Origin of the sequence: Chryseobacterium sp., assembly GCF_019236175.1 — a bacterium.
Taxonomy (GTDB): domain Bacteria; phylum Bacteroidota; class Bacteroidia; order Flavobacteriales; family Weeksellaceae; genus Chryseobacterium.
Genome location: NZ_JAFAJM010000009.1, coordinates 353,088 through 378,991 on the forward strand (window position 1 = coordinate 353,088; position 25,904 = coordinate 378,991).

Annotated in this window: 22 protein-coding genes and 1 rRNA gene; 11 read left to right on the plus strand and 12 right to left on the minus strand. The window is 36.3% G+C overall.

What is annotated here, in order from left to right; translation table 11 throughout:
- The first annotated feature begins 18 nt into the window (after positions 1 to 18).
- Positions 19 to 399, plus strand: a complete 381-nt coding sequence (locus JO178_RS09170) for a YchJ family protein (RefSeq protein WP_291934558.1) — start codon at positions 19 to 21, stop codon at positions 397 to 399.
- 5 nt (positions 400 to 404) lie between these two features.
- A complete protein-coding gene (locus tag JO178_RS09175; RefSeq protein WP_291934561.1) occupies positions 405 to 1,001 on the plus strand; it encodes a hypothetical protein in 597 nt (198 codons plus the stop codon).
- Between the two features lie 197 nt (positions 1,002 to 1,198).
- On the opposite strand, the gene JO178_RS09180 is transcribed toward JO178_RS09175, so the two are convergent.
- On the minus strand, positions 1,199 to 1,699 hold the full coding sequence (locus JO178_RS09180) for an FKBP-type peptidyl-prolyl cis-trans isomerase (RefSeq protein WP_291934564.1): 501 nt from the start codon (positions 1,697 to 1,699) through the stop codon (positions 1,199 to 1,201).
- Positions 1,700 to 1,802: 103 nt separating this feature from the next.
- A complete protein-coding gene (locus tag JO178_RS09185) occupies positions 1,803 to 2,051 on the minus strand; it encodes a VF530 family protein (protein ID WP_291934566.1) in 249 nt (82 codons plus the stop codon).
- A 120-nt stretch (positions 2,052 to 2,171) separates the two neighbouring features.
- Between JO178_RS09185 and JO178_RS09190 the strand changes: the two genes are divergently transcribed.
- The 3 genes from JO178_RS09190 to JO178_RS09200 all read left to right on the plus strand — a co-directional run bounded on the left by JO178_RS09190 (position 2,172) and on the right by JO178_RS09200 (position 6,758).
- Positions 2,172 to 2,324 (plus strand): hypothetical protein, encoded by a 153-nt coding sequence (locus JO178_RS09190; RefSeq protein WP_291934568.1) that lies wholly within the window; start codon positions 2,172 to 2,174, stop codon positions 2,322 to 2,324.
- A 189-nt stretch (positions 2,325 to 2,513) separates the two neighbouring features.
- Positions 2,514 to 3,719: an exonuclease SbcCD subunit D gene (locus JO178_RS09195; RefSeq protein ID WP_291934570.1), complete on the plus strand. Its 1,206-nt coding sequence runs from the start codon at positions 2,514 to 2,516 to the stop codon at positions 3,717 to 3,719.
- 3 nt (positions 3,720 to 3,722) lie between these two features.
- A complete protein-coding gene (locus JO178_RS09200) occupies positions 3,723 to 6,758 on the plus strand; it encodes an SMC family ATPase (RefSeq protein ID WP_291934572.1) in 3,036 nt (1,011 codons plus the stop codon).
- Between the two features lie 62 nt (positions 6,759 to 6,820).
- On the opposite strand, the gene JO178_RS09205 is transcribed toward JO178_RS09200, so the two are convergent.
- From JO178_RS09205 to JO178_RS09215, 3 genes are all read right to left on the minus strand, one after another.
- Positions 6,821 to 7,846, minus strand: coding sequence for an LLM class flavin-dependent oxidoreductase (locus tag JO178_RS09205; RefSeq protein WP_291934574.1), 1,026 nt, complete (start codon positions 7,844 to 7,846; stop codon positions 6,821 to 6,823).
- 376 nt (positions 7,847 to 8,222) lie between these two features.
- On the minus strand, positions 8,223 to 9,248 hold the full coding sequence (locus tag JO178_RS09210) for an LLM class flavin-dependent oxidoreductase (protein WP_291934575.1): 1,026 nt from the start codon (positions 9,246 to 9,248) through the stop codon (positions 8,223 to 8,225).
- Between the two features lie 166 nt (positions 9,249 to 9,414).
- Positions 9,415 to 11,550 (minus strand): DPP IV N-terminal domain-containing protein, encoded by a 2,136-nt coding sequence (locus JO178_RS09215; RefSeq protein ID WP_291934577.1) that lies wholly within the window; start codon positions 11,548 to 11,550, stop codon positions 9,415 to 9,417.
- Positions 11,551 to 11,855: 305 nt separating this feature from the next.
- Between JO178_RS09215 and JO178_RS09220 the strand changes: the two genes are divergently transcribed.
- Both JO178_RS09220 and ygiD read left to right on the plus strand, forming a co-directional pair.
- Positions 11,856 to 12,368, plus strand: coding sequence for a YceI family protein (locus tag JO178_RS09220; RefSeq protein ID WP_291934579.1), 513 nt, complete (start codon positions 11,856 to 11,858; stop codon positions 12,366 to 12,368).
- A gap of 80 nt (positions 12,369 to 12,448) precedes the next feature.
- Complete coding sequence (ygiD, locus tag JO178_RS09225) at positions 12,449 to 13,276, plus strand: 4,5-DOPA dioxygenase extradiol (RefSeq protein ID WP_291934581.1); 828 nt, start codon at positions 12,449 to 12,451, stop codon at positions 13,274 to 13,276.
- Positions 13,277 to 13,391: 115 nt separating this feature from the next.
- On the opposite strand, the gene JO178_RS09230 is transcribed toward ygiD, so the two are convergent.
- The 3 genes from JO178_RS09230 to hutH form a co-directional block, all read right to left on the minus strand.
- Positions 13,392 to 14,873, minus strand: coding sequence for a S8 family serine peptidase (locus JO178_RS09230; RefSeq protein WP_291934583.1), 1,482 nt, complete (start codon positions 14,871 to 14,873; stop codon positions 13,392 to 13,394).
- Between the two features lie 128 nt (positions 14,874 to 15,001).
- Positions 15,002 to 15,448, minus strand: a complete 447-nt coding sequence (locus tag JO178_RS09235; protein WP_291934584.1) for a GNAT family N-acetyltransferase — start codon at positions 15,446 to 15,448, stop codon at positions 15,002 to 15,004.
- Positions 15,449 to 15,517: 69 nt separating this feature from the next.
- On the minus strand, positions 15,518 to 17,005 hold the full coding sequence (hutH, locus tag JO178_RS09240) for a histidine ammonia-lyase (protein ID WP_291934586.1): 1,488 nt from the start codon (positions 17,003 to 17,005) through the stop codon (positions 15,518 to 15,520).
- A gap of 130 nt (positions 17,006 to 17,135) precedes the next feature.
- Between hutH and JO178_RS09245 the strand changes: the two genes are divergently transcribed.
- The gene (locus JO178_RS09245; RefSeq protein ID WP_291934588.1) at positions 17,136 to 17,897 is read left to right on the plus strand and encodes a hypothetical protein; all 762 of its coding nucleotides are present in this window, start codon (positions 17,136 to 17,138) and stop codon (positions 17,895 to 17,897) included.
- Positions 17,898 to 17,984: 87 nt separating this feature from the next.
- Positions 17,985 to 19,778, plus strand: coding sequence for an excinuclease ABC subunit UvrC (gene uvrC / locus JO178_RS09250; RefSeq protein WP_291934589.1), 1,794 nt, complete (start codon positions 17,985 to 17,987; stop codon positions 19,776 to 19,778).
- A 331-nt stretch (positions 19,779 to 20,109) separates the two neighbouring features.
- Here the strand turns inward: uvrC and JO178_RS09255 are convergent, their stop codons facing one another.
- From JO178_RS09255 to JO178_RS09265, 3 genes are read right to left on the minus strand one after another with little or no spacing between them, the layout of a single operon-like run.
- Positions 20,110 to 20,862: a hypothetical protein gene (locus JO178_RS09255; protein WP_291934591.1), complete on the minus strand. Its 753-nt coding sequence runs from the start codon at positions 20,860 to 20,862 to the stop codon at positions 20,110 to 20,112.
- A 13-nt stretch (positions 20,863 to 20,875) separates the two neighbouring features.
- Positions 20,876 to 21,958, minus strand: a complete 1,083-nt coding sequence (locus tag JO178_RS09260; protein WP_291934593.1) for a PorV/PorQ family protein — start codon at positions 21,956 to 21,958, stop codon at positions 20,876 to 20,878.
- Between the two features lie 16 nt (positions 21,959 to 21,974).
- Positions 21,975 to 22,850 carry an EamA family transporter gene (locus JO178_RS09265; RefSeq protein ID WP_291934595.1) on the minus strand — a complete coding sequence of 292 codons (876 nt, stop codon included), beginning with the start codon at positions 22,848 to 22,850 and terminating at the stop codon, positions 21,975 to 21,977.
- 373 nt (positions 22,851 to 23,223) lie between these two features.
- Here JO178_RS09265 and JO178_RS09270 point away from each other — a divergent pair, with 373 nt between their 5' ends.
- A complete protein-coding gene (locus JO178_RS09270; protein WP_291934597.1) occupies positions 23,224 to 23,547 on the plus strand; it encodes a GNAT family N-acetyltransferase in 324 nt (107 codons plus the stop codon).
- A gap of 273 nt (positions 23,548 to 23,820) precedes the next feature.
- Positions 23,821 to 25,449, plus strand: coding sequence for a carboxyl transferase domain-containing protein (locus tag JO178_RS09275; protein ID WP_291934599.1), 1,629 nt, complete (start codon positions 23,821 to 23,823; stop codon positions 25,447 to 25,449).
- 358 nt (positions 25,450 to 25,807) lie between these two features.
- On the opposite strand, the gene rrf is transcribed toward JO178_RS09275, so the two are convergent.
- A 5S ribosomal RNA gene (gene rrf, locus JO178_RS09280) occupies positions 25,808 to 25,904 on the minus strand; the annotation flags it as partial.

Genomic DNA, 25,904 nt, shown 5'->3' on the forward strand with positions numbered 1-25,904 from the left:
TTTAATACCAGTCAATATATGAATTGTCCCTGCTGTTCAGGAAAATCTTACGAAGAATGTTGTAAGCCTTATCATACCGGAGAAAAACATGCGCCTACTGCCGAAGCATTGATGCGTTCCAGGTTTTCAGCTTTTGCCATTCCCAACGGTGACTATTTAATGGAAACTACCCTTCCCGGAAAACGGAAATATCATAATAAACGGGATCTTCAGGAATGGGGGGAAATCAATGAATGGACCAGGCTCGAAATTATACAGACTCCTGCTCTTAATCATGTAGAGTTTAAAGCTTATTATACTGATCAGGACGCTCATCCGCAAATTCACCACGAGTTTTCAGTGTTCCAGAAAATGCATGAACGCTGGTATTATGTTTCAGGGGAATTTTTAGATGAATAGATACTATGAAGAAAAATTTTATTTACACATGCCTGTTTATGGTATGCAGTCTCAGTTTTTTCAAAGCACAGACCGAAAGAGACAAAAATGAGGTTTCAGCGGCTGTCACTGATATCTTAAAAGGTTTTCAGACTAAAGACGGTGAGATGATCAATAAATATGTAGACCAGACCTATGGAGTGGGTGTCCTTTTTAAAAGTGGCGGAGATCTAGGATTCGTTTTAAATGAAGATATTGATTTCAGTATGCCACTGGGATATATTCAAAAAACATGGAATATCAGAAACCAGTTTCCAATACAATTTGGTGATGCCAACGGTGGATATGATACAAAAAATAAAAGATGGATAAAAGAAGGTTTATTTGTTCAGTTTAACTCTAACGCTGTTAATGATTACGTCAATCATTTTTTAGATAGAGAGTCTTTAAAAGATCAGCCTGTCTTTAAAATCAATTCAGATTCCAACAATGTGGTTTTCGTAACACTTGCTGAAAACAGCAAAGAAAAAGCTCCCATCAACGGGTTCAGATTTGTGATGACTAAAATCGGAGGTAAGTGGCTCCTTACTTTCATTGATGTCACAGAATATAATGCAGACTAAAATTGCGGGATAAACTATCAATAAAAGATTTCCCCTCTAACAGGAAAATATTAACAATAAAAGACGCTATTCTGAAGAAAGCGTCTTTTGTATGTTTTGGGCTAAAGCCAATGGAATTTTTTTCCGTTTTTAAACGGGCTAAAACCCGTTTCTATTGAGCAAAAAAATGTCCGAAAAACCGGACATTTATATAATTTTTAGTGAGCGTCTGTTCCGTCAATTCCATGAGCATGACCATGTGCCAATTCCTCTTCTGTTGCAGGACGTGTATTCAGAACTTCCACCTGGAAATCTAAAACTTTACCCGCCATTGGGTGGTTTAGGTCTGCTACAACAACTTCCGGTGTTACTTCTACTACGAATGCCTGAAAATTATTTCCCTGATTATCAGACAAAGGTAAGATTGCTCCAATTGGAGGCACTCCTGATTCTTTAAACATATCGATAGGTAGCTGTGCAATAGCATCCGGCTGTCTTTCCCCGTAAGCTTCTTCAGGCTGAATAGTAAAAGCCGCTTTATCACCAGCTTTTAAACCTAAGATATTTTGTTCAAACTTTGGAATCATCATTCCTACACCGTACAAAAATGTAAGTGGATTTTCTGCTGTTGTTTCTTCTACAAGAACCTTACTTCCATCTGCTTCTATTGTGTGTAGGATGTATTTTACAGCTACAACGTGATTGTTTTCAATTGTCATATTTTTCTTTTTTTTCGTGAGTCTTTTCACGATTAATGATACAAATATACTGTTTTTTGAAATGATTGTTTCAGAGGAAAGAATCTTAAAACCTCATCCTGTTTTACTTTCCTGTCTTTTCATCGCGTTTCTTTTGTCTCAGGACAAAAAGATACAAACTCTCTACTTTGGTTCTTGCCCATGGTGTTTTTCTCAAAAACTTCAGAGAAGAACTGATACTTGGGTTATCTGTAAAACATTTTATATTAATCTGCTCACCCAGTTTTCCGAAACCTTCGTAGTATTCTACCAGTTCTTCCAGGATGGCATCAAGTCTTTTCCCGTGTAAAGGATCTTTTGATTTTTCTTCCATAACACAGTAAAATTAAAACATTTTATCAGACTTAGCGACTAAAATTGTTTACAGTCTTAATCTTTAGTATTTTTGATAAAGCTATTTTTTACCCATAAAAAATATTTTGCAACACATCATATGAGCAAAAACAACGAAGCAAACAGGAAAAAAAACAAAAAGAAAATTGATCAGAAAAAACGTAAAGTACAAAATGCAGAAGCAGAAAGGAAAGCACGGTTAAAACAAATCCGGGAAGATTTTAAAGCCAGAGAAATCGATAATGAACTATAAAATCATTTTGGTTACCAACAGGATTATTTTGAATAAATGATCCGAGTAATTCTGTTCTCTTATTCTTTTCCTGTTGATAATCTGAAATTTTCAGTTTTTGCCGCCCATGTTTTATCGGAAAAAATCCGATAGTACACTTCATCATCTATATATTTGAACCTTTGTCTTTTTGTTCCTTACCTTTACAGTATGAAAATTCTGCATACGGCCGACTGGCATTTAGGCAAACGACTGGATCGCTTTTCCCGACTGGAAGAGCAAATACCGGTTATGGAGGAAATTATAGGAATAGCTGATGAAGAGAAAGTAGATCTTGTTCTCGTTGCCGGTGATCTTTTTGATAGTTTTAATCCGGGTGTAGATGCTATTGAACTTTTTTATAAAACACTGAAGCGTTTATCTCAAAACGGAAAGCGCCCTGTCATAGCTATTTCGGGGAATCATGATTCTCCCAGCCTTATCAGCGCACCGGATCCTTTAGCAAGGGAATGCGGGATTATTTTAATAGGGCATCCGAAAGCTGAAGTTCTTCCTTTTGATACAGATTATTTTAAAATCTCAGAATCCAGACCGGGATTTATTGAATTAAGTATTCAGCATCTCGGCTTTCCGGTAAGGGTTCTCCATATGCCTTTTGCCAATGAAATCCGTTTAAAGGAATATTTTGGGGAAAATAAAGAAGAGGAGATCAACAAGGTACTGTCAGAAACCTGGAAAAAACTTGCTGATGAGTTCTGTGATGAATCGGGAGTCAATCTCCTGACTGCTCATTTGTATATGAATAAAAAAGACGCCGAAATTCTGGAAGAACCTGAAGGGGAAAAGCCTATCAAAATCGGAAATGCAGATCTTATTTATTCAGATATTATTCCTGATCAGATTCAATATACAGCCTTAGGCCATCTGCATGCTTTTCAAAATATCGGAACGGCAGAAAAACCCGTTATTTATTCATCATCTCCTTTATGTTACAGCTTTAGTGAAGCAGGGCAGAAAAAATATGTCTCGATTATTAATGCCGAACCCGGAAAACCCGTCAGTTTTGAAAAGAAAATTTTGAAAAGCGGGAGAAGTCTTGTACGAAAGACCTTCACATCCGTAGAAGACACTATTTGGTGGCTTAAAGAAAATCAAAATACATTTATTGAACTGACTCTCGAAAGTGAAACTTTTTTAACTGCCGATGAAAGAAAGCGGATCCATCAAACCCATAACGGAATTGTACATCTTATTCCAAAAGTAAAAAGCCAGGTAACAACTGATCAAAAGGAGCATGAAATAAATCTAAATCAGGATATAGGAGTATTATTTAAAGATTATTTCAAATCTAAAAACGGAGGCCAGGAAGCCAATGAAGAACTGATCAATTTATTTAATGAAATATTAAATACCTAAGCTATGATTCCTATCCAACTAACCATTGAAGGGCTGTATTCTTACCAGGAACGCCAGACTATTGATTTCAGAAGTCTCACCGAAGCCGGATTATTTGGTATTTTCGGGGCGGTAGGCTCCGGAAAATCATCTGTACTTGAGGCTATTTCTTTTGCATTATATGGCGAAACGGAACGTCTGAATCTGCGTGATAAAAGAGCTTATAATATGATGAATCTGAAGTCAAACAGCTCTTATATAGCGTTTGATTTTGTGAATTATGAGAATAAACTTTTCCGTGCTTCCCGTGATTTTAAAAGAAATTCAAAAAAATTTGAGGAAGTAAAGCCCAATCCCGTTACTTTTTATGAGCATATAAATGGCAAATGGGTTCCTCTGGAGCATTCGAACGCGGAAAACATTATCGGTTTAAGCTATTCCAACTTCAAAAGAACCATCATCATTCCGCAGGGACAGTTCAAAGAATTTCTTGAATTGGGTGCCGCGGAAAGAACAAATATGATGAAAGAAATCTTTCATCTTCAAAAGTTTGATCTTCAAAACAATGTTTCCGCACTTAATACAAAAAACAGGTCGGAGCTCGATCAGCTGGAAGGTCAGCTGAAGGGTTTTGAAGAGGTTAATGGGGAAAAGATTCAGCAAGAAAAAGAACTTTTAGCGGAAGAACAAAAAAAGCTGGTTCAGGCCAATGAAAAGTTTGAACAGATTTCTCATACTTATCAACAACTGAAAAATCTAAAAACTGATTTTGAAAGTTTAAAACAAAACAGGGAAAGCTTCAGTAAACTATCCGAACAAAAGTCCCGGATGGATGCTTTGGAGATACAAACGGAACTCTATGATCGTATTTACAGAGTTTTCAATCCTTTGATTATTGAAAAAAATAAGCTTTCTAAAGAGATCGCGGATAAACAGATTGAAAAGGAAAGCCAAAATAAAAATTTACGGGAAACTGAGAAAAGTTTCCATATCATCAAGGAACAGCTTTCTGTTCTTGAGCCGCAGTTTAAAGCATTAGACCAATCCAGAATACGGGAAAATGATCTGAGCCTTATTGTACAAATTCTCAAATCTTCTGATGAGATCAAAATTCTTAAAGAAAGGACTCAAAAAGGTTCTGAAAAAGTAATTGAGGTTGAAACCGCCAGGGAAATTACCCAGAAAAAAATCATTGAATTATCTAAAAGCATTGAAGTTTTAAAAGAACAGAAAATCGATGTGACTTTACTTACCTATGTCGGCCATTGGTTTATTCAACATAAAAATTTAAAAAAATCAGAGCAGGAACAAGCTGAAAAAAATAAAAAAATACATCAACAGATTGATTTCGTTTCCGAAGAGCTAAAGCTATTTAACTTTAAAGACAGCTTTAAGGAAGACTTCAAAGATGAACGGGAAATTCTGGAAACCAGGAAAAAAGAATATTCACAAAAGCTGGATCATTTAAAAGTCCAGAAAGAACTTTCTCATTTTGCCAGCGCCCTTCACGATGGAGAAAACTGCCCGCTTTGCGGATCTAAGGAACATCCTCATATTGTAGAGTTTCAGGATGTACATACGGAACTTCAGGAACTTCAGGGAAAGATCTCTGCAACAGAACAGGAAGTGCTAAAAATTCAAAAGCAGGAAGCTGAAATTGAAAAAATTCTGGACAGAAAAAAAATATTTGAAGAGCAGTTTATTACAGAGCAAAAATCGTTACATCAAATCCGGAAAGAGACTGAACATCATATTCAGCAATTTATATGGAAACAATTCAGCCCTGACCGTGAAGATGAATTCGAGAAAAAAAGAGCGGATTCTTTTGCTTTAGACAAAAAGATTGAAGAAATCGAACAGAATATTACTTCAGAGCGCGAAGCATTAGATAAAGAAGCTAAACTTTCAGAAAAGTATAAAACAGCGCTTGAAACTTTTAAACTAGAAGAGGCTACAAAGCAGGAACAGATTAATATGAACCGTTCTAATCTTAAAATTCTAAGCTGGAATGATTATGAACAGGAGAACGTCTCTGCAATTGAAGAAGCGTATCAAAAACTGGTACAACTCAATACTGAAACGGAACATAATTATCAGAAGGCCTCTCAACAGGAAAAAATTCTGGCTCCAAAACTGGCGGAACAAAAAGCCATTGTCGGTCAGGCTGAAAAACAAATTTCAGAATTGGAAAAAAAGATTTCAGATAATAAGGCAACCATTCACAAAGCATTAACTGAACAGCATTTCACAGATTTTAAAGAAATCGAAAACATTCTGCTTCAGCAAATCAATATTGAGAATACCAGAATCCAAATTCAACAATTCAAAATTGATTTTGAGACCTTAAAAAAAGTTATTGAAGGAATGGAGCTAAAGCTTAAAGATCTTTCATTCGATGACGAACAATTCTCTTTAACCGAAAAGCGATTCAGCGAAACTCAGCTTGAATTGAAACAAATCAATGATTCTGTTGTTAAAATGAATGCTGAAATAGAACGATTGGAGAAAGAGTTTCATAAAAAAAGAGAGCTTCTTAAACAGCTTACAGCTCTTCAAAAACGTTCTGACAATCTCAAACTGATGATGAATCTATTCAAAGGGGCAGGTTTCGTACAGTATGTATCCTCTATTTATCTGAGACAATTATGCGACCATGCCAATGTACGCTTCCACAGAATGACCAGAAATCAGCTGAGCCTGCAGCTTAATGAAAATAATGAATTTGAAATTATTGATTACCTCAACGAAGGACGAAACAGAAGTGTAAAAACACTTTCGGGAGGACAGGCTTTTCAGGTATCTTTAAGCCTTGCTCTGGCTTTGGCCGAAAGTGTTCAGGCTAATGCACAGGCTGACAAAAACTTTTTCTTTATTGACGAAGGTTTTGGAACTCAGGATACAGAATCTGTCAATATTGTATTTGAAACTTTAACCAATCTGATGAAAGAAAACAGGATTGTAGGAGTAATTTCACATGTGGAAGAACTTAAAGAAAAAATTCCGACTGCACTCAATATTATTAAAGATGAAGAAAGAGGAAGCCTGATTGAGATTATTTAAGAGCTAAAATTCAGTTTTATAATATAAAAACCGCCATTGAAAATTTCACCGGCGGTTTTATTTTATAGATTTTGAATACGGGGCTTCACTTCTTTCCCGAATAACTCAATAGATTTCATCATCAAATCATGTCCGGGATCTCCTACATCCATCTGCCCTGTAAACCTTGTAATCCCAAACTGCTCTTTCATATAGGCAATTTTATCAGCCACTTCCGCTGAACTGCCAATAAATAAGGCACCATCCTTTCCTCTTTCCTTTTCATACTGCATTCTGGTGTAAGGATCGCAGCCTTTAGGAATCCTAATCCTGTCCATACGTGATTTATATTTGTGAAAATACTGATTGATCACATTCTGATCATTACTGACAAAAGTATGTGAGCTGACCGCAACCTGCCTATTTGTAACATCATGTCCTGCTTTCTGATATTCCTGTTTGTAAAGTTCAATCAGATTTTTAAAATGACTATGCATACCACCAATGATAGCCACTACTAAAGGCATTCCCAATTGGGCAGCATCTAAAAAAGACTGCTCCGTTCCTCCAACAGCTCTCCAAATGGAAAGTTTTCCATTATTTTTTGCTCTCGGATAAACGGTTTGGTTTTCCATGGGTGCTCTAAGTTTTCCTGACCAGCTTACATTTTCTTGCGAATTAATCTTTAATAATAACTCCAGTTTTTCATCAAAAAGCTCTTTATAATCATCCAGAGAATATCCATATAGTGGAAATGATTCGACAAAACTCCCACGCCCTACAAATACTTCAGCCCGTCCGTTAGAAATCAGATCCAGTGTTGAAAAATCTTCGTAGACTTTTACAGGTTCTGAAGAGCTTAATACAGTAACTCCACTCGCTAATCTTATATTTTTTGTTACACCGGCTGCTGCGGCCAAAATCATTTCAGGAGATGAAACAGCGTAATCCTCACGATGATGTTCCCCCATTGCGAAAACATCAATTCCCACCTCATCCATTAATTTTACCTGTTCCAGTATTTCGTAGATTCTAGTTCCTGCATCTCTATATTTACCGGTTGCCTGATCAAAAGCCAGGTCCCCAAACATACCTATTCCTAATTCCACATTGGTACTTTTTTATCTTTAGATCTTATAAGAATAAACTATCCTCATAAAATCAAATAATTTTTTTACTGCTGATATAAATTAACAAGTCTATAAAAGTGAAATAAAATATACACAACAGCATATTGAGTGATATCTCTAAAGTATTGATTTGATATATTTAATCAATACAATTGATCTTGTTCTCCATAAAACTCACGGCAAAGGTATGAAAGCGCACTGAATAGTTAAAAAAAACACTTGGATAAAATAGTTTTTAAACATTTGTACTTTCATTTCTCATTCAAATTACCAATGTTTATTATCAGAAGATTTTTTTTATAAAAGTAAAGTACAATAAAAAATCGCCGTTGAAAATCTCAGCGGCGATTATTCTTTATACATTCTTAATGAGAGGCTTTACATCTTTACCGAATAACTCAATAGACTTCATCATCAGATCATGAGCCGGATCTCCGACATCCATATGCCCGATGAATCTTGTGATCCCGAAAAGTTCTTTCATATAAGCAATTTTATCTGCGACTTCTGCCGGACTCCCGATAAATAAGGCGCCGTCTTTACTCCTACCTCCTTCATACTGCATTTTAGTGTAAGGTGCCCATCCTCTTGATGCTCCTATTCTATCCATCTGAGCTTTATATGTATGAAAATAGCCGTCGGTCACACTTTGATCCTCACTCACAAATGTATGTGAATGAATTGCTATCTGCATTTTGGAAACATCATGCCCCGCTTTTTGATATTCCTGTTTATAGAACTCAATCAGGTTCTTAAACTGGACAGGCATTCCTCCAATAATGGCTACGACTAAAGGCATTCCCAGCTGAGCGGCACTTAGTACGGATTGGGGTGTTCCTCCTACAGCTCTCCATATCGAAAGCTTTCCTTCATTTTTTGCTCTTGGATAAACCGTCTGATTCTGCATCGGAGCCCTAAGTTTTCCGGACCATGTAACATTTTCTTCAGAATTAATCTTTAATAATAACTCCAGTTTTTCATCAAAGAGCTCCTCGTAATCATTCAGAGAATACCCGTATAAGGGAAATGATTCAATGAAACTACCGCGGCCGACAAATATTTCAGCTCTTCCGTTTGAAATCAGATCCAGTGTCGAAAAATCTTCATACACTTTTACCGGTTCCGAAGAACTCAACACCGTAACTCCACTGGCCAGTTTTATATTTTTGGTCATACTTGCTGCTGCTGCCAATACCATTTCCGGTGATGAAACGGCATAATCCGGGCGGTGATGCTCTCCCATTGCAAAGACATCCAGCCCAGTCTCATCCATCAGTTTTACCTGCTCTAATATTTCGTGAATTTTAGTTCCTGCATCTCTATATTTCCCGGTTGTCTGATCAAAAGCCAGATCACCGAACATTCCTATTCCTAATTCCATATTGTTGATTTTAGTTATACAAAATTACTTCAATAAAAAGCCAAAAGCATTGATCTTTGTTAAGATCGGAAAGATACCGGATGAGATGAGTTTTCACCACCTATCTTAAGCCTTTCATAATTGACTGTAAATAAAAACTCCAACCGGAATGGCTGGAGTTTTTATTTTATTTTTTAAGATACAGATCAAAATAGTCTGTTATTTTCTGCATCAGATGAACCCTGTCCTTCCCGATCACATTATGCGGATGGCCCGGATAAGTAAAGTAATCCAGCTGAACACCATTATCCACAGCAGATTTGATGAATTTAATCGAATGCTGCCAGACAACAACATCATCCTGCGCTCCATGGATCATTAATAACTTTCCTTTCAGATTCTGAACTTTGTCTAAAAGATTAGCAGTGGCATATCCCTGCGGATTTTCCTGTGGTGTATCCATATATCGCTCACCATACATAATTTCATACATACTCCAGTCGATAACCGGTCCTCCTGCAACGCCTACTTTAAATACATCCGGCTTACGAAGCATAAAACTTGTCGTCATAAATCCACCGAAGCTCCATCCATGAATTCCCATTTTCTCTCCATCTACGTATGGAAGGGATTTCAGATAATCCACCCCTTTCATCTGATCATTCATTTCTGTTGTCCCGAGATTTCTGAAAACAGCCTGTTCGAACTTCATTCCACGGTTAGAAGATCCTCTTCCGTCCATCGTGAAAATAATATAACCATTCTGAGCCATATATTCATACCAAAGATTTCCGGAAGCCGGGAAACTATTCGTAATTAGCTGTAAATGGGGACCATTGTACAGGTAAACAATGGTAGGATATTTTTTATTCGGATCAAAATTCGTCGGAAGAATAATTTTTCCATATAAAGGAGTACCATCATCAGCTTTTAATTCCACATTTTTAATTTCCGGTCTCTGATAATTTTTTAATGTATTTTCAGAAGTAAGGATATTAGTAGACTTTAAACTTGAGGTATTAATAATGTTTCCTATTCTTGGAGTATTGGCATTGCTATACGCATCATACAGATAGCTTCCGTCATGACTCAATGTTCCGATATGCATTCCCGCCTCAGTGTCGAGTCTTTGCATCTTGAAATTCGTCCAGTTGATTTTATATAAATGTCTTTCCAGAGGAGTTTCTTTTGTTGAAGTAAAGAAAATTTCTTTTTTCTTCTCATTAAACCCTAGAATATCAGTAACCAGCCAATCTCCTTTTGTAATTTGGGCAACCAGCCCTTTTTCTAAATTATAGTGAAACAAGTGGTTATATCCGGTTCTCTGGCTTTGCCAGATAAAATCTGTATTCGAATTCGGGAAAAAGGTAAGCGGATGTTGGGGTTCTACATATTTTGAGTCTGATTCTTCAAATAAAGTTTTTACCAATTCTCCGGTAGCCGCATTATACTGATTCATTTTCATATGGTTCTGCCCTCTGTTCAGAACCGCTATAAAAATATATTTTGAATCCGGGCTCCATGTAACTGCGGTCAGATACTGATCTTTTTCGCCGTCTACTTTTAAGAAAGTTGTCGACTGGGTTTTGATATTGAAAACTCCTAGTGTCACCTGATGAGAAGCCTGTCCTGCCATCGGATATTTGATATTGTGATTCACCGCCGGGGTCACAGACCAGTCAATAATCGGATAATCAGCAACCATAGACTGATCCATTTTGTAGAAAGCCAGACTTTCCGAATTGGGAGCAGGAAAAATTCCGGTATCAATTCCGAATTCATTTCTGTGAACAGCCTGACCACTGATGATATTTTCATTAGCTTCATTCGTTACAGCAATGGTTTTCCCGTTCTTATTAACGAACAGGTTATTCTTTGCTGTAAAAGCGAAAGTCTGGCCGTCACCAAACATTTTAATATTGGCAGCATCTTGATCTATGGTCGCCTGACTTTTCACTTTCCAGTCATTACCTGACTTTTCAATCCAGAACATTTTATCTTCTGTATTGAAATACCCTGAATTGCCTGCAAACTTGATTGTGGGTACAGCCTTGAGCGGGCTATTGGCAAACTGTCTGTTCAGTTGAGTCAAAGATACCAATGTATCCTGTTTATTCGTTTTAAGATCTGTCATCAGATATCCTCCTTTTACGGACTGGATAAATGATTTTCCGTCTGCAGACCATGAAAATTGGGAAATATTTTTCACGGCAAGGTTGGTTCTCATCCCATTTACAGCCTCCGCCATTGTAAATTTCTGTGTCTGGGCAAATGCAGTATTCCCCAAAACCAGCATCAATAAAGAAAATTTATATAATTTCATTGCGTAAAATTGAATCCACCAAAAATAAGAAATAAAAACCACCCCGTTAAGAAATGTTAAAATAAAACATTCGTAAAATAGAATTAATGAAGTGATTCAAATTATTTCTTAACTTAATACTAGATTTTTACAGATAGAAAGAAGGAAATGAAAAATTAAAATAAAGGGATTAAAAACCGGAAATTCATCATTACAATTTCAAAACTTTTCAACTATTATTTCATTTCTTATCCTATATCAATGTTTTGCATATGCTCCCTGTTCTAAATTTGCATCATTAATAATAACAAAAAATACAAAATACAATGGCAACAAAATGGATTTTAGACCCAACGCATAGTGAAATTACTTTCAAAGTAAAACACATGATGATCTCTAACGTAAAAGGAAGCTTCAGAACTTTCACTGCTGAAATAGACTCTGAAGATGAATTTTTTGCAAACGCAAAAACTACAGCTACTATTCAGACGGATTCTGTTTTTACCAACAACACAGACAGAGATAACCACTTAAAGTCTGCAGAGTTCTTCAATGCTGAAGTACACCCGACCATTACTTTTGAATCTCAGGCATTAAATAACTCTGTAGTTGGAAACCTTACTATCAATGGAATTACAAAACCTGTAAATCTTGACGTAGACTTCGGAGGAATCAATGTAGACCCATGGGGAAATACAAAAGCAGGATTCTCTTTTGAAGGAAAAATCAGCAGAAAAGACTTCGGACTTAACTGGAATGCAGCTCTTGAAGCAGGAGGTGTAATGGTAAGTGATGATGTAAAAGTTGCGGGTGAATTACAGTTTGTAAAACAAGCATAATTAATAATATACAATATAAGAGGTTCAGGGATTTGTCTAAAAGCCTTGAACCTCTTATTTTTTCATAATCTTCCATATTTATGAATCTCCACGATCTGCAAAATATCAGTGAAAACTTTCAAAGTACACAAAGAATGCCTGTTTTATTTCTGGGGCACGGCTCTCCTATGAATGCTATTGAAGAAAATCAGTTTGTTCAGGGATTCCGGAAAGCAGCGACAGAAATTCCGAAACCCAATGCTATTCTGTGTATTTCGGCACATTGGTATACACCGGGAACTTTTGTTACCGCTATGAAAATGCCTAAAACGATTCATGATTTTTATGGTTTTCCAAAAGAATTATTTGATGTACAGTATCCTGCTCCGGGAAATCCTGAACTTGCCCGTGAAGCTGCGGAATTACTACTTCCTGCAGAGGTTGAAGAAGATCACAACTGGGGACTTGACCATGGGGCATGGTCTGTCATTAAACATATGTATCCTGAAGCAGATATTCCGGTTATACAGCTAAGTATAGATTATACCAAGCCTCCGCAATACCATTATGATCTGGCTAAAAAACTCCATCGGCTTCGTGAAAAAGGAATTCTGATCATCGGAAGCGGAAATATTGTTCACAACCTTCGTCTTATCGACTGGAAAAATATCAATACCGTAGGAGCCGGATGGGACTGGGCGGCAGAGGCCCGTGAAAAAACCAACAACTGGCTTGTAGACGGTAATTTCCAGCCTATTATTGATTACCAGAAACAAGGAACATCCCTGCAATATGCTGTTCCTACTCCTGATCATTATCTCCCGCTTATGTATACCTTAGGACTGAAAGATCAGTCTGAAGAACTGGCGTTGTTTAATGATGAACTTATCGGGGGTTCATTAAGCATGACCAGCGTGAGAATCGGATAAGTCTTTTATAAAACAATTTAATTTCAGCCACGAATGCAAAAATAAATGTGTCTGTAATAAAAAAATAGGTGATCTCGCTATGGAAATAACCTATTCTTTTTTATTATATATTTTTTTACTGAACCGCTTTGAGAACATTAATGTTTCCGTAGCCATAATCAGAATTCACAGTCGGATAATAAGTAGCAGACTGTCTCATTTTATTAAGCACCTGATCTCTTGTCCATGAAGGATTTTTAGCCCATACTAGTGCCGCAATTCCTGCCGTAGCAGCAGTAGCCACCGAAGAACCGCCTACATAATCAGCTTGTCCGTTATAGTAACTTAACACCGGGACCGTATTTCCTGATGCTCTTTCCATCTGAAAAGTAAAATCTATTTCACTTCCTTTGTGGCATACATCACATTTCTGATTGGATGTTCCTTCTTTTACTCCTGTTATGGCTTGTGTTTCCGGCATCCAGGCTGGGAAAATAACCCCTACAAAACTAGTAAAACTGGTAGATGTTCCTCCGGCACAGAAAATTAATTTCCCTTTAGAATAGGCATATTTTACTCCATCTTCAATTTTTCCCACTGAAAAAATATGTCCCATTGACATTGAAATAATTTTCACGGCTGTATTATTTCCTAATTCTGTAAATGCTGTTTTCACGGCTGTTTGCTCACTGGATGTATCCAGTACTACATTGGCAGCGGCACGGTAAGCAATTAAATTAGCATTATAGGCGACTCCTACTGGAAGCCCTGCATTATTTCTCGGAGCCGTCATTACAGATGCCATCTTTGTTCCGTGCCCGCACTGATCGGCAGCACCATCAGCATTGTAAACCCCGTATTTTGTAATTGTTCTGCCCGATGAAGCTCCGTTATTAAAACTATTTCCAAGTAATGTCTGATCAGGAGAAACCCCTGTATCTACCAAACCTACTGTAATTCCTGCACCGGTACTATAGTTCCAGGCATCAGGAATATTATGCTTTGTAAATGCCCATGGAATTTTTGCGCTTGGAGTCGTTGAAGTGTAATCTGCTGCATCCAGTGTTGTGGATGAAAATCCACAACCTGACGAACCGCTGCTTGATGATCGGGCTGCTGTATTGTATTTATTTTCATTTTCAAAATAATGATAATCTCCCGGCTCCAGATATCTGAGCGTTTTCATCTGACGAAGCGCATTGATTGTTTCTTCGCTTTCAATGATAACATCTATTTGATTAAGATATTTATCCGAAGCTAAAAGTATGGTTCTTTCATCTTTCCCTTCATATTTTTTGAGCACGGATAAAATTTCTGCTTCCATATCTTTATTATTGGCCGATTTACTTCTGTCGAAATCATCTTTAGATTCGCCAAATCCGATGGAAGCCATTCTGTTTCCACGAAAAATAGCACTCCAGAGGAAATGATCAGATTGTTTACTCCAGTTGAAAGAACCGGTACTTTTGATGGATGTATTAATTCCTTCATTGATCTGTTTGGCTGTCAAAGGATCTTTTTGGCTCATTTCTGTTTTCGGATTTTCGTTTTGAAGACCCTCCGTATTACACGAGCTTAATGCAAAAAAAATTGCCAGCAGGAATACACTTTTTTTCATATGTTATAATTTTGGTTGAGACCAATATAACACTTTACTGAGAATTATTTACTTTTTTAAAATGAATTTTACATTATAAGAATATTAATGATACTTTCATCATTAAATTCACAAAAAATTAACAAAACTTATAGTGCTTTTTCATAACATACACTTGTCTCTACTCCTCTATATTGTCCATAATTGGGAATCCGATAAAAACCACTTTTTTCATAGACGGAAATAGCATGGGTTAATTCCTGAGAGGTTTCCAAAACAGCTTTTTTAAATCCCTGTTGCTTTGCCCAGTTTTCAAGCTCTTTTACAATAGCAGAAGCGAGTCCTCTTTTTCTGAATGCCGGATCTGTATACATTCTTTTGATTTCAACAGTATCGTCTGTCAGTGGTTTGAATGCTCCACAAGCTGCGGGAACTTCATCAATATAAGCTACGATACAATATCTGATCATATCAATTGTATTGAACTGCTCAAAAAAAGCATTCTTTTCTCCGTTATGTACAGCAAGAGCTGCATCAAGAAATTGTATCAGGTATTGAAAGTCCGGGTTCGCAGAATCTGTTTGATATAAGATCATAATCATTCATTAAAATAAAAATGGTAAAAAAAATAAAAGCCTCCTTTCGGAAGCTTTCTATTATTTCAATTAGTTAACAACAAATTTTCTTTCGTTAATCAGTGCTGCAATAGCCAGCATATCCTGACCAATCAGTCTGTCATCTTCCAGTTTGGAAACTTTAGAACGAAGAACATCAAAGTTTTCTTCAATGATTTTAGCACATTTTGAAGGTCTTCTGAATTCAAGCCCCTGTGCTGCAAACATTAATTCAACAGCCAGAATGTTAACCAGATTTCCAAGAACCTGATTGAATTTTCTTCCTGAAATACTTCCCATAGACACATGATCTTCCTGTCCTAAACTTGTAGGAATAGAGTCTGCTGATGCGGGAAAACATAGTGTTTTGTTTTCTGTAACCAATGCTGCAGAAGTATATTGGGGAATCATAAATCCTGAATTTAACCCTGAGCTTTCTGTCAGTAATCTTGGCAGCCCATATTTTCCTTCCAGTAATAAGTAGCTTCTTCTGTCGGAAATATTTCCTAATTCTGCCGCAGCCAGTGTAGCATAATCTAAAGGTAAAGCCATCAATTGTCCGTGGAAGTTACCTCCGGAAATGGACTCTTCGGCACTAAGTACAATCGGATTATCCGTTACTGAATTTAATTCTGTTTCTGCCATCGTTCTAAGATGTTCAAAAGCATTTCTGCTTGCTCCATGAACCTGTGGCACACATCTCATGGAATAAGGATCCTGTACTCTTTCACAGTCTTCGTGGGCTTTCATATTTTCAGATCCTTTTAAGAACTTCAGCATTCTTGCCGCTACCTTTTTACTTCCTTCAAAAGGTCTGATTTCGTGAAGTTCCTTTTTAAAAGGGCTTGCAGATCCTCTATAGGCTTCAATACTCATCGCAGCTGTCATATCTGCAAGATCCAGCAGGTATTCAAATTTTTCCAGGCCTTTAATGGCATGAGAAAGAATAAACTGTGTTCCGTTGATCAGTCCTAATCCTTCTTTTGGGCCTAATGTCAATGGCTCAAGATTATGCTTCTTCAATACTTCCATGGTATCGGAAAGCTGATCTCCTTCCCAAACCTGTCCCAGTCCCAATAAAGGCAATACCAGATGGGCTAAAGGAGCAAGATCTCCGGAAGCTCCTACAGAACCCTGTTCAGGAACTACAGGAATGATATCTTTCTCAAGCATCAGAATCATTCTCTCAATAACATCCAGAGAAACTCCTGAAAATCCTTTTGACAAAGCATGTACTTTAGCAATCATCATAATCTTTGACAATTCTTTATCAATTGGTTTTCCTACACCTACGGCGTGAGAGATAATCAGGTTATATTGTAACTGAGCTGTTTCATCAGCCGATATCTTAGTATCACACAGTGGTCCGAAGCCTGTATTGATTCCATATACACATCTATCGGATTCTACTATTTGCTGTACGTTTTTCTGAGATTTTAAAATTTGTTCTTTTGCTGCTTTGTTCAGCTTGGCTTTATTAGGTTTTTTACAGATTTCCAGAACATCATGGAAAGTAAAAACATCTACTCCGTATATCATTTCTAAAAAATTTCCTTAAAATTAAGCATTTAACAATAATTGGAAAAACTAAATTTTCACCTTATAAAGTTTTATTAAAATAAGTGATTTAATTTATTATTTTTACCGCCTAATTAACAAACAATAATACATGAAACTTAAATCTTTACTTCTTGCATTGTGTCTTGCAGGAACTGCTTCTTTCGCACAGAAAGTAAAATATTCTAAAGAAGAAATCAAAAAAATGGAAACCTATCTCTTCAACGAAGGCTTCAATATTCCCTCTCCTAAAAAGACTTCTACTATTATTTTAAAAGACGGAAGCATTCACAAAGGATTTTGTAATAAAATCGAAACCAAAAAAGGACAGATCTACGAAGTAGCCATTAAAGACAGTGCTACAAAGAAGAACGGCATTTTTAATGCAGACGAAATCAGTGAAATGTATGTGTATCCGAGCAATGCTGAGAAAATTGCAAAAGTAGCCAAGTACATGGGAAACATCAGAAACTTCGGAACCAAGAAACTGACAAAGAACACAAATAATGACAGAATTCATTTTGTGAATCAAACGGTTTCCCTGAAAAATAAAAAAGATGATAAAGAGTTTCTCATGCAGCTTATCAATCCTGAGTTCAGTGAAATCATTTCCGTTTATCACGATCCGAGAGCTAAAGAAACTACGGGTTTTTCTGTAATGGGTTCTCCGCAGCTTGGCGGTGGAGTTATCAAATCCTATTACGTAAAAAAAGGAAATAAAATCATGTGGCTTCACAAAGATGATTTTGAAGATAATTATGATTTTCTTTTCGGTGATAATGCAGAATTTATGAAAAAATATCCTAAAAAATCTGCTGAATGGGATTACTTCAGTTTCCTTATCAGTGAATATACTGCAATGAGCAACGGATAATCTCCCTCAAGTAAATAAATTAAACCTGCAGATCATTCTGCAGGTTTTCTTCTTTTTAAATATAGAAAGTTTCCTTAATTTTGTTATATGAATCCTTCTTTAGAATTACAGCTCAAAACCTTACCTTCCGAACCCGGCGTTTATCGTTATTATGATAAAAACGATCAGTTATTATATGTTGGGAAAGCAAAAAATTTAAAGAAAAGGGTTCTTTCCTACTTCAATAAAAATCTTTCAGGATACAGAATCAAAATAATGGTCAGTAAAATCCAGCGCCTGGAGACCACCATTGTAAACAGTGAATATGATGCTCTGTTGTTGGAAAACAATCTGATTAAAGAGCAGAAACCTTTCTACAATGTTATGCTGAAAGATGACAAAACCTATCCATGGATTTGTATTAAAAATGAAGATTTCCCAAGAATATTTCTGACCCGCAATATCATTAAAGACGGCTCAGAATACTATGGCCCCTATGCGAAAGTACGTCCGGCGAAAATTTTGCTGGATACCATTAAACATATTTATAAGCTCAGAACCTGCAACCTGAATCTTTCTCCGAATAAAATCGCTGAAGGAAAGTATAAAGTCTGCCTGGAGTATCATATCAAAAACTGTGAGGGCCCTTGTGAAGATCTTGAGACTAAGGAAGAATATGATGAAAAGGTGGATGCTATTCGTGGAATGATTAAAGGAGATTTCCGGAAAGCAAAAGATTATCTGGTAAATCAGATGATGAAACTGGCTTCAAATCTTCAGTTTGAAGAAGCACAAATTATCAAGGAAAGACTGGATATTCTAGAGGATTACCAGGCTAAAAATACGGTTGTAAATCCTAATATTGACGATGTGGATGTTTTTGGAATGACCAGCGATGAAACGGCAGCTTATGTTAATTTCTTCAAGATAAGAAACGGAAATATTATCCAGAGTTTTACGACAGAAATCAAAAAAATTCTTGAGGAAACCGATGAAGATATTATGGAAGAAGCTTTGATCGAAATCCGCCAGAAATTTAGTTCGGATTCAAAGGAAGTTCTGCTTCCTTTCCATTTATCTGTTGAAATCCCCAGTGTTAAGCTGATTGTTCCGAAAGTAGGTGATAAAAAGAGAATTGTAGAACTCTCTGAAAAAAATGCAAAAGAATACCGTCTTGAAAAACTAAAACAGGTTCAGATCGTTGATCCTGAAAGACATACCAACAGGATTATGGCTGAAATGCAAAAGCTTCTCAGAATGCCTGTAGAACCAAGACATATTGAGGGCTTTGATAATTCAAATATTCAAGGAACCAATCCTGTTTCCGCTTGTGTAGTTTTTAAAGACGGCAGGCCCAGTAAAGCGGATTATAGAATTTTTCATCCTAAAACGGTGGAAGGTCCCAATGATTTCGCTACAATGGAGGAGGTTATCTACCGCCGCTATAAAAGAATGCTGGATGAGGGTGAAAACCTTCCTCAGCTGATTCTGATTGATGGAGGGAAAGGACAACTTTCTTCTGCGGTAAAGAGCCTGAGGTTATTAGGCCTTTACGGAAAAATTACAATTGTAGGGATTGCTAAAAGGCTCGAAGAAATTTTCTTCCCCGAAGATCCTATTCCATTGTATCTGGACAAAAAATCTGAAACACTGAAAATCTTACAAAGAGTAAGGGATGAAGCTCACCGATTTGGGGTCAAACATCACAGAACCAGAAGAAAAAACTCAACGATAAAATCTGAACTGGAAGAAATTCCCGGAGTCGGAGAAAAAACGATTGAACTGCTGCTATCTAAGCTAAAATCAGTGAAAAGAATTAAAGAAGCAAATCAGGAAACATTGGAAGAGATTTTAGGAAAAACTAAGGCTAAGGTTATTTGGGAATTCTTCAATGCTAATTGATCACTCTCTGAGCAAACCGCATTTTCTGGCATTATCTCAACCAGAGACAAAATACATAAAATCCCTTAAACATTAATAGAAAACACAATAACAAACGGTAAATAATAAAATATTTATCTAAAATATATATTATTTATATTTTTTTCGTAATTTAGTATAGCAATTCAATACACTGTGTAATAAAAAACTATGAATGGTTTTTCCTATAACAGTGTTGCAGAATAGATCAGAGACTATCATTACGGAGAAAACACATCAGCATATATGAATATAAAAGGCTCTTTTTCAAGAGCCTTTTATACGTATTATTTGTGCAAAGCGGAACAGCTAATTATTTTCCTACAAAAACTTCTTTTGAATATTTACCATCTCCCTGAGGAACATCAATAACAATGTTTCCATTTTCAAGATAACCTATCGTTGTGTTTCCATTTTCCATTTTTACGATAAATACATCTTTTCTCGAAGAGGCTTTAAAGTTGGCAAAAGGAACTGAACTTCCAGATTTAGCCAAGATAAACTGATTACCATCAATTTGTATTTTCTGTAAATCAAGTTTTCCGTTCGAAAAGTTATTTGCTGAAACAACTGAAGGAGAAGTAACAACTTCTGAAACAGATGCCTGAACATTGTTGCTTTCTGCTACAGAAGTCTGAGCCGGTAATATCGCAACAGGGTTTGAAACAGCAACTTTAATCAAGGCTTGCTTTAAAGCATCCTGTAAACCTTCCTCAAATTCTTTTATGTCCGAACTTCCTTTAGATTCCAGAACAACTTTACCTTTACAATCCTTCAGTTCAAGCGTTACTTTATTTTTAAATAAGCTTTTGTCCTTCTGAAGATCAGCACTCAGTACATTACAGGAATTTCCTCGTGCCTCTGAAGGCCATTCATCTTTATCTGTTGATAAAATCACATATTTCTTGCCCGTTAGAGATTTGGTTAAATAATTTACCAATCCAAAATCTTCCTTTTTAAAGCTTTCAAATGTCGCAGGAACAGATACATATTTATAATCTGAAACCTTTTGACCCAAAGCCAGTGTTGAACAAACTGCCAACATTACAACTGATATCCTTTTCATTTTATTATTTTTTTTAATCATTTCTGAATGCTCCCATATCCAGTTTCAGAGAGAAAAAATTAGAATAGAAATTAGAGCCTCCTATTCCTGAATTGGTAATAGCATAATCAAGAGTAAGCCCTCGATATTTTATCCCGATACCCGCACTTGGCTGGAAAGAGACTTTTCTTTTAAGATCTTCTATATCTGTAATCGACTGGAACCTGTTGATCCCTAATCTCACAAAAATCATTTTCTGATATCCAAGTTCAGCGCCTGCATAAGGGCTTATACTCGCAAAATCTGTTGAAATTAATGAAGCTGTTTTAGCAAAATCCACGTTGATTCCCGCTTCAGGAAGTACATATAAACTGCTGTTAATTTCAAATAACTTACTGGCACCGGCATTAAGTTTAGGCATGGTAAGCTCCATTTTATTTTTAGGCGCCGGGTTAAATTCTTCACCGTTAACGATTGTGGATAATTCTTTCTGATTAACACTCCAGAAGTTAACTGTTGTTGTAATATCACGGATCATCCCTCCAAATTTCCAACCATTATTTCCTTTATAAATAGCTCCTACATCAAATCCAAAACCATAGCCGTTGGCAAATTTACCTACATTTCTATAAACAATCTTTGCATTCACCCCTACATCTAAATTAGGATTTCCGCCAGGCCTGAAAGCATAAGACAATATTGCAGCATAATCAGCCTGGGAAAATTTTGTTATTTTATTATAATCAATATTTCCTTCAGCATCAATCATCTGGGTGGTATTCAAAATATTATCTACCCCAAGTCTCACTACTGAAACACCAAATACCCCCTCTTCCATTACTTTTGCATAAGCCAGATAATCATACTTAGCAATGGATTCGAAATATTCTGCGTGCATTGCTGCTCCTTGCCAGTCTCTGTCTATAGACATTAAACCTGCAGGGTTCCACATTGGAGCATATACGTCATCCTGATTGGATATTACCGCTCCTCCCATTGCCAGACCTCGCGCACCAGCTCCGATATTTAAAAATTCATTGGAATACTTCCTGATAATCTGAGATTGGGATAGCCCATACAGCAGTGAAAATGCAAGTAAAAAATATTTCTTCATCATATAAATTTGATGCTAGTTAAAGTTTTTTGTTTTTCCTGGCTTTAATTAATCCATTAGCGATGATAGCCAGTATCATAACTCCTGAGGCGATATAAAATATAGGACTCATATGTTCTGATTCCCCAAAGATAAAAAAAGCTAGTATAATTCCGTAAACCGGTTCTAAATTAACTGTTAAAATTAAAGTGAAAGGCGAAATATACTTCATTAATTTCACCGATTCCAGCATCGGGAAAGCAGTGAAAACACTTGCCAATAAGCATATTAACGCCAGATCTCTGTTGTTTATTTCATTCATTTCAAAGATTTGACCTGTCAGCAGGTAAAAAACCATTAAAATAAACCATCCACAGAAAATTTCATAAAATATAATATTCCCGGAACTTGTTTTTCCAAACATTTTTCCGTTGAAAACTGAGAATATTGTTCCGAAAACCGCACACATAATTCCGTAAATAATGCCTTCCTTATAATGAAATTCGGTTTTAAAAATCAGTAATATACAGGACACAATCACCACTCCCATAATCACCTCAGAAATATCCACTTTTCTCTTAAAAATAATAGGTTCTAGTATCGAGGCGAAAAGTGTAGATAACGACAGGCAGCTTAATGCTATGGAAACATTGGAAGCTTTGATGGAATAAAAAAAGCAATACCAGTGAAGCGCCATGGCAAAACCTATAGCAGCCAGCTGAAAAAATATCTTTTTTGAAACCTTGATGCTTTCCTTTTTATATACCCTTATAAATAAGAAAAGAAAAACGGCAGCAAATAACATTCTGTAAAATACCAGTACCTGAGCATTTGCATGAATCAGTTTTCCTAAAATTGCAGTGAAGCCCCATAAAAATACAATTAAGTGCAATCTGAAAAGTGCCAATTTATGCATAACCTATCTTCTTTAAATTTTTAAGATGCAAATTTACAAATAGGCTTTTATAAATCTTACAAAAAATATAAATTTACAGTAATAAAAAAATGAAAAATGAAGTTTTTTAATCATTTTTCTTTCTAATGAATAATCAGTTTTATTAATTTTCTGAAAAAACAGTGACAAGAATATGATATCATCCAGATATTAAGATCAAAACTCAGCGCACCGCTTTACAACCTGTTGAAGATCTATACATAGATGATATTGTAGAACATTTTACAAATGAGGTAACGAGATATATGTCTTTTAATCCGCAAGGTAACAGGGAGGACATTATCCGCTTCATCGATGAATCCCAAAAAAATTATTACAAAATACAGACGTGGTGATGGTGGCTCTGGATATACATGGAGATTGTATAGGGTGCTGCGGCATTCATAACATAACAGAAGAATCTATTGAACTTGGATTATGGTTAAAAGTGAGTGCCCAAGGTAGAGGATTAGGAAATGAAATTATAACGGTACTTATCGAATTTCTGGAAAATAATTTTATTTTCAAGTATATTTTATATCCTGTAGATGAAAAAAATATACCCAGTAAAAAAATTCCGGAAAAACTCGGATTTATACAGGCTAAAAAATACAAGAAATTTAAAAATGTAATCACCGATCTTACAATTTTAGAATATAGAAAATATTACAGACATTAAATTATAATCAACAAAAAACCCTGAAAATGTGTTAAACTTTCAGGGCCTTCAAATAATAAACTATTAAAAAAATAAACTAGGAACAGAGTATTTTGCAGAGAATATAATCTCTGTTACTCTGATGTAAAGTTATACAAAATATAGATGATGTAAAAATATTTTTCTGTTAAAAAATTCACAATTTTCTGAGTACCAATATATTAAACAAGTGTTTTACATCAATTCATATTCCTTATAAAAATAGTATCTTTAAGCGTAAAAAATTGAAACTTTATGGATATTGAATTCAACAAACGAGAAGATCAAAACAGATTACGACTATCAGAAATAAATCGTTTGCTTACCGAAATAAAAAAAGGCGGCGGTGAAAAAAGGCTTCAAAAGCTTCGTGAAGAAGGAAAGATGACTGCGAGAGAAAGAATTGAGTATCTTCTCGACAAAAATTCAGATTCCATAGAAGTAGGAGCATTTGCCGGATATGAAATGTACAAAGAACATGGTGGCTGTCCTAGCGGAGGGGTTGTCGTAGTGATTGGTTATGTTTCCGGAAGACAATGTATTGTAGTAGCTAATGATGCGTCTGTAAAAGCCGGCGCATGGTTTCCTATTACCGGAAAGAAAAATTTAAGAGCGCAGGAAATTGCCATGGAAAATAAACTTCCAATCATTTACCTGGTAGATTCTGCAGGAGTTTATCTTCCGATGCAGGATGAGATATTCCCTGATAAAGAACATTTCGGAAGGATTTTCAGAAATAATGCTAAGATGAGCTCAATGGGAATCATTCAGATTTCGGCTGTTATGGGTAGCTGTGTGGCCGGTGGAGCTTATCTTCCTATTATGAGTGATGAAGCTATGATAGTGGATAAAACAGGCTCTATTTTCCTTGCAGGAAGCTATCTGGTAAAAGCTGCTATTGGAGAAACCATAGATAACGAAACCCTTGGCGGGGCAACTACCCACTGCTCGATTTCAGGAGTTACGGATTACAAAGCAAAAGATGACAAAGATGCTTTGGACAGAATTAAAAATATTATGAAATCTGTAGGAAGTTCCGAAAAAGCAGGTTTTGACAGAATAGAGAGTTTTGCACCTAAGCAAAACCCTGAAGATATCTTCGGAATCATGCCCGTTTCAAGAGCAGAACAGTATAATACTTATGATATCATTAAGTGTATTGTGGATAACTCAGAATATGAAGAATATAAACCTGATTATGGAAAAAGCATCATCTGCGCTACAGCAAGAGTGGATGGCTGGTCTGTAGGAATTGTAGCCAATCAGAGAAAGATGGTGAAGAACGGCAAAGGAGAAGTACAGTTTGGCGGAGTAATCTATTCTGATTCTGCAGATAAAGCAACCCGGTTTATAGCAAACTGTAATCAAAGAAAGATTCCTTTAATCTTTCTACAGGATGTAACCGGATTTATGGTAGGTTCAAAATCCGAACACGGAGGAATCATCAAAGACGGAGCTAAAATGGTAAATGCAGTATCTAATTCTGTTGTTCCCAAATTCACAATCATTACCGGAAACTCTTACGGAGCAGGTAATTATGCAATGTGTGGAAAAGCTTATGACCCTAGACTGATCGTTGCATGGCCTTGGGCAGATCTGGCTGTAATGGGAGGAGCACAGGCAGCAAAAGTACTGGCTCAGATTCAGGAATCTACATTAAAAAAACAAGGCAAAGAGATCACAGAAGAAGAACACAACGAAATTCTGGATACCATTTCAAAAAAATATCAAAGCCAAACAGATGCTACTTACGCAGCGGCAAGATTATGGACAGATGCCATTATTAATCCAGCCGATACCAGAAAATGGATATCTATGGGTATTGAAGCAGCTAACCATTCTCCTATTACGGAAAAGTTTAATCTGGGTGTGATACAGGTGTGATCATTCCATATAACTAAAAAACGTCTCAATTTATATTGAGGCGTTTTTTTATGCATAATAAGATCCGTACAGATGAATAATGATAGCACCCATCAATAGGAACGGGCTTTAGTCCGTTCAAATAAAAGACAATACCATTCACCCGGGATCTGCGGGATCATGATTTTTTAGAACCAAGAACCAAAAACCAAGAACCAAGAATGAAGAATGAAGAATGAAGAATGAAGACGAATAACGACGCTACCATCAATAGGGACGGGCTTTAGGCCTTTCAAATCATAGATGGCCTCGTACGGCAAGTATAAAGCAAAAAAAATCCTTTATCATAAAGATAAAGGATTTTTAAAAATAAAATAAAAACTGGCGGCGGCCTACTCTCCCGCGTTAGCAGTACCATCGGCGCTGGTGGGCTTAACTTCTGTGTTCGGAATGGGAACAGGTGAGCCCCACCGCTA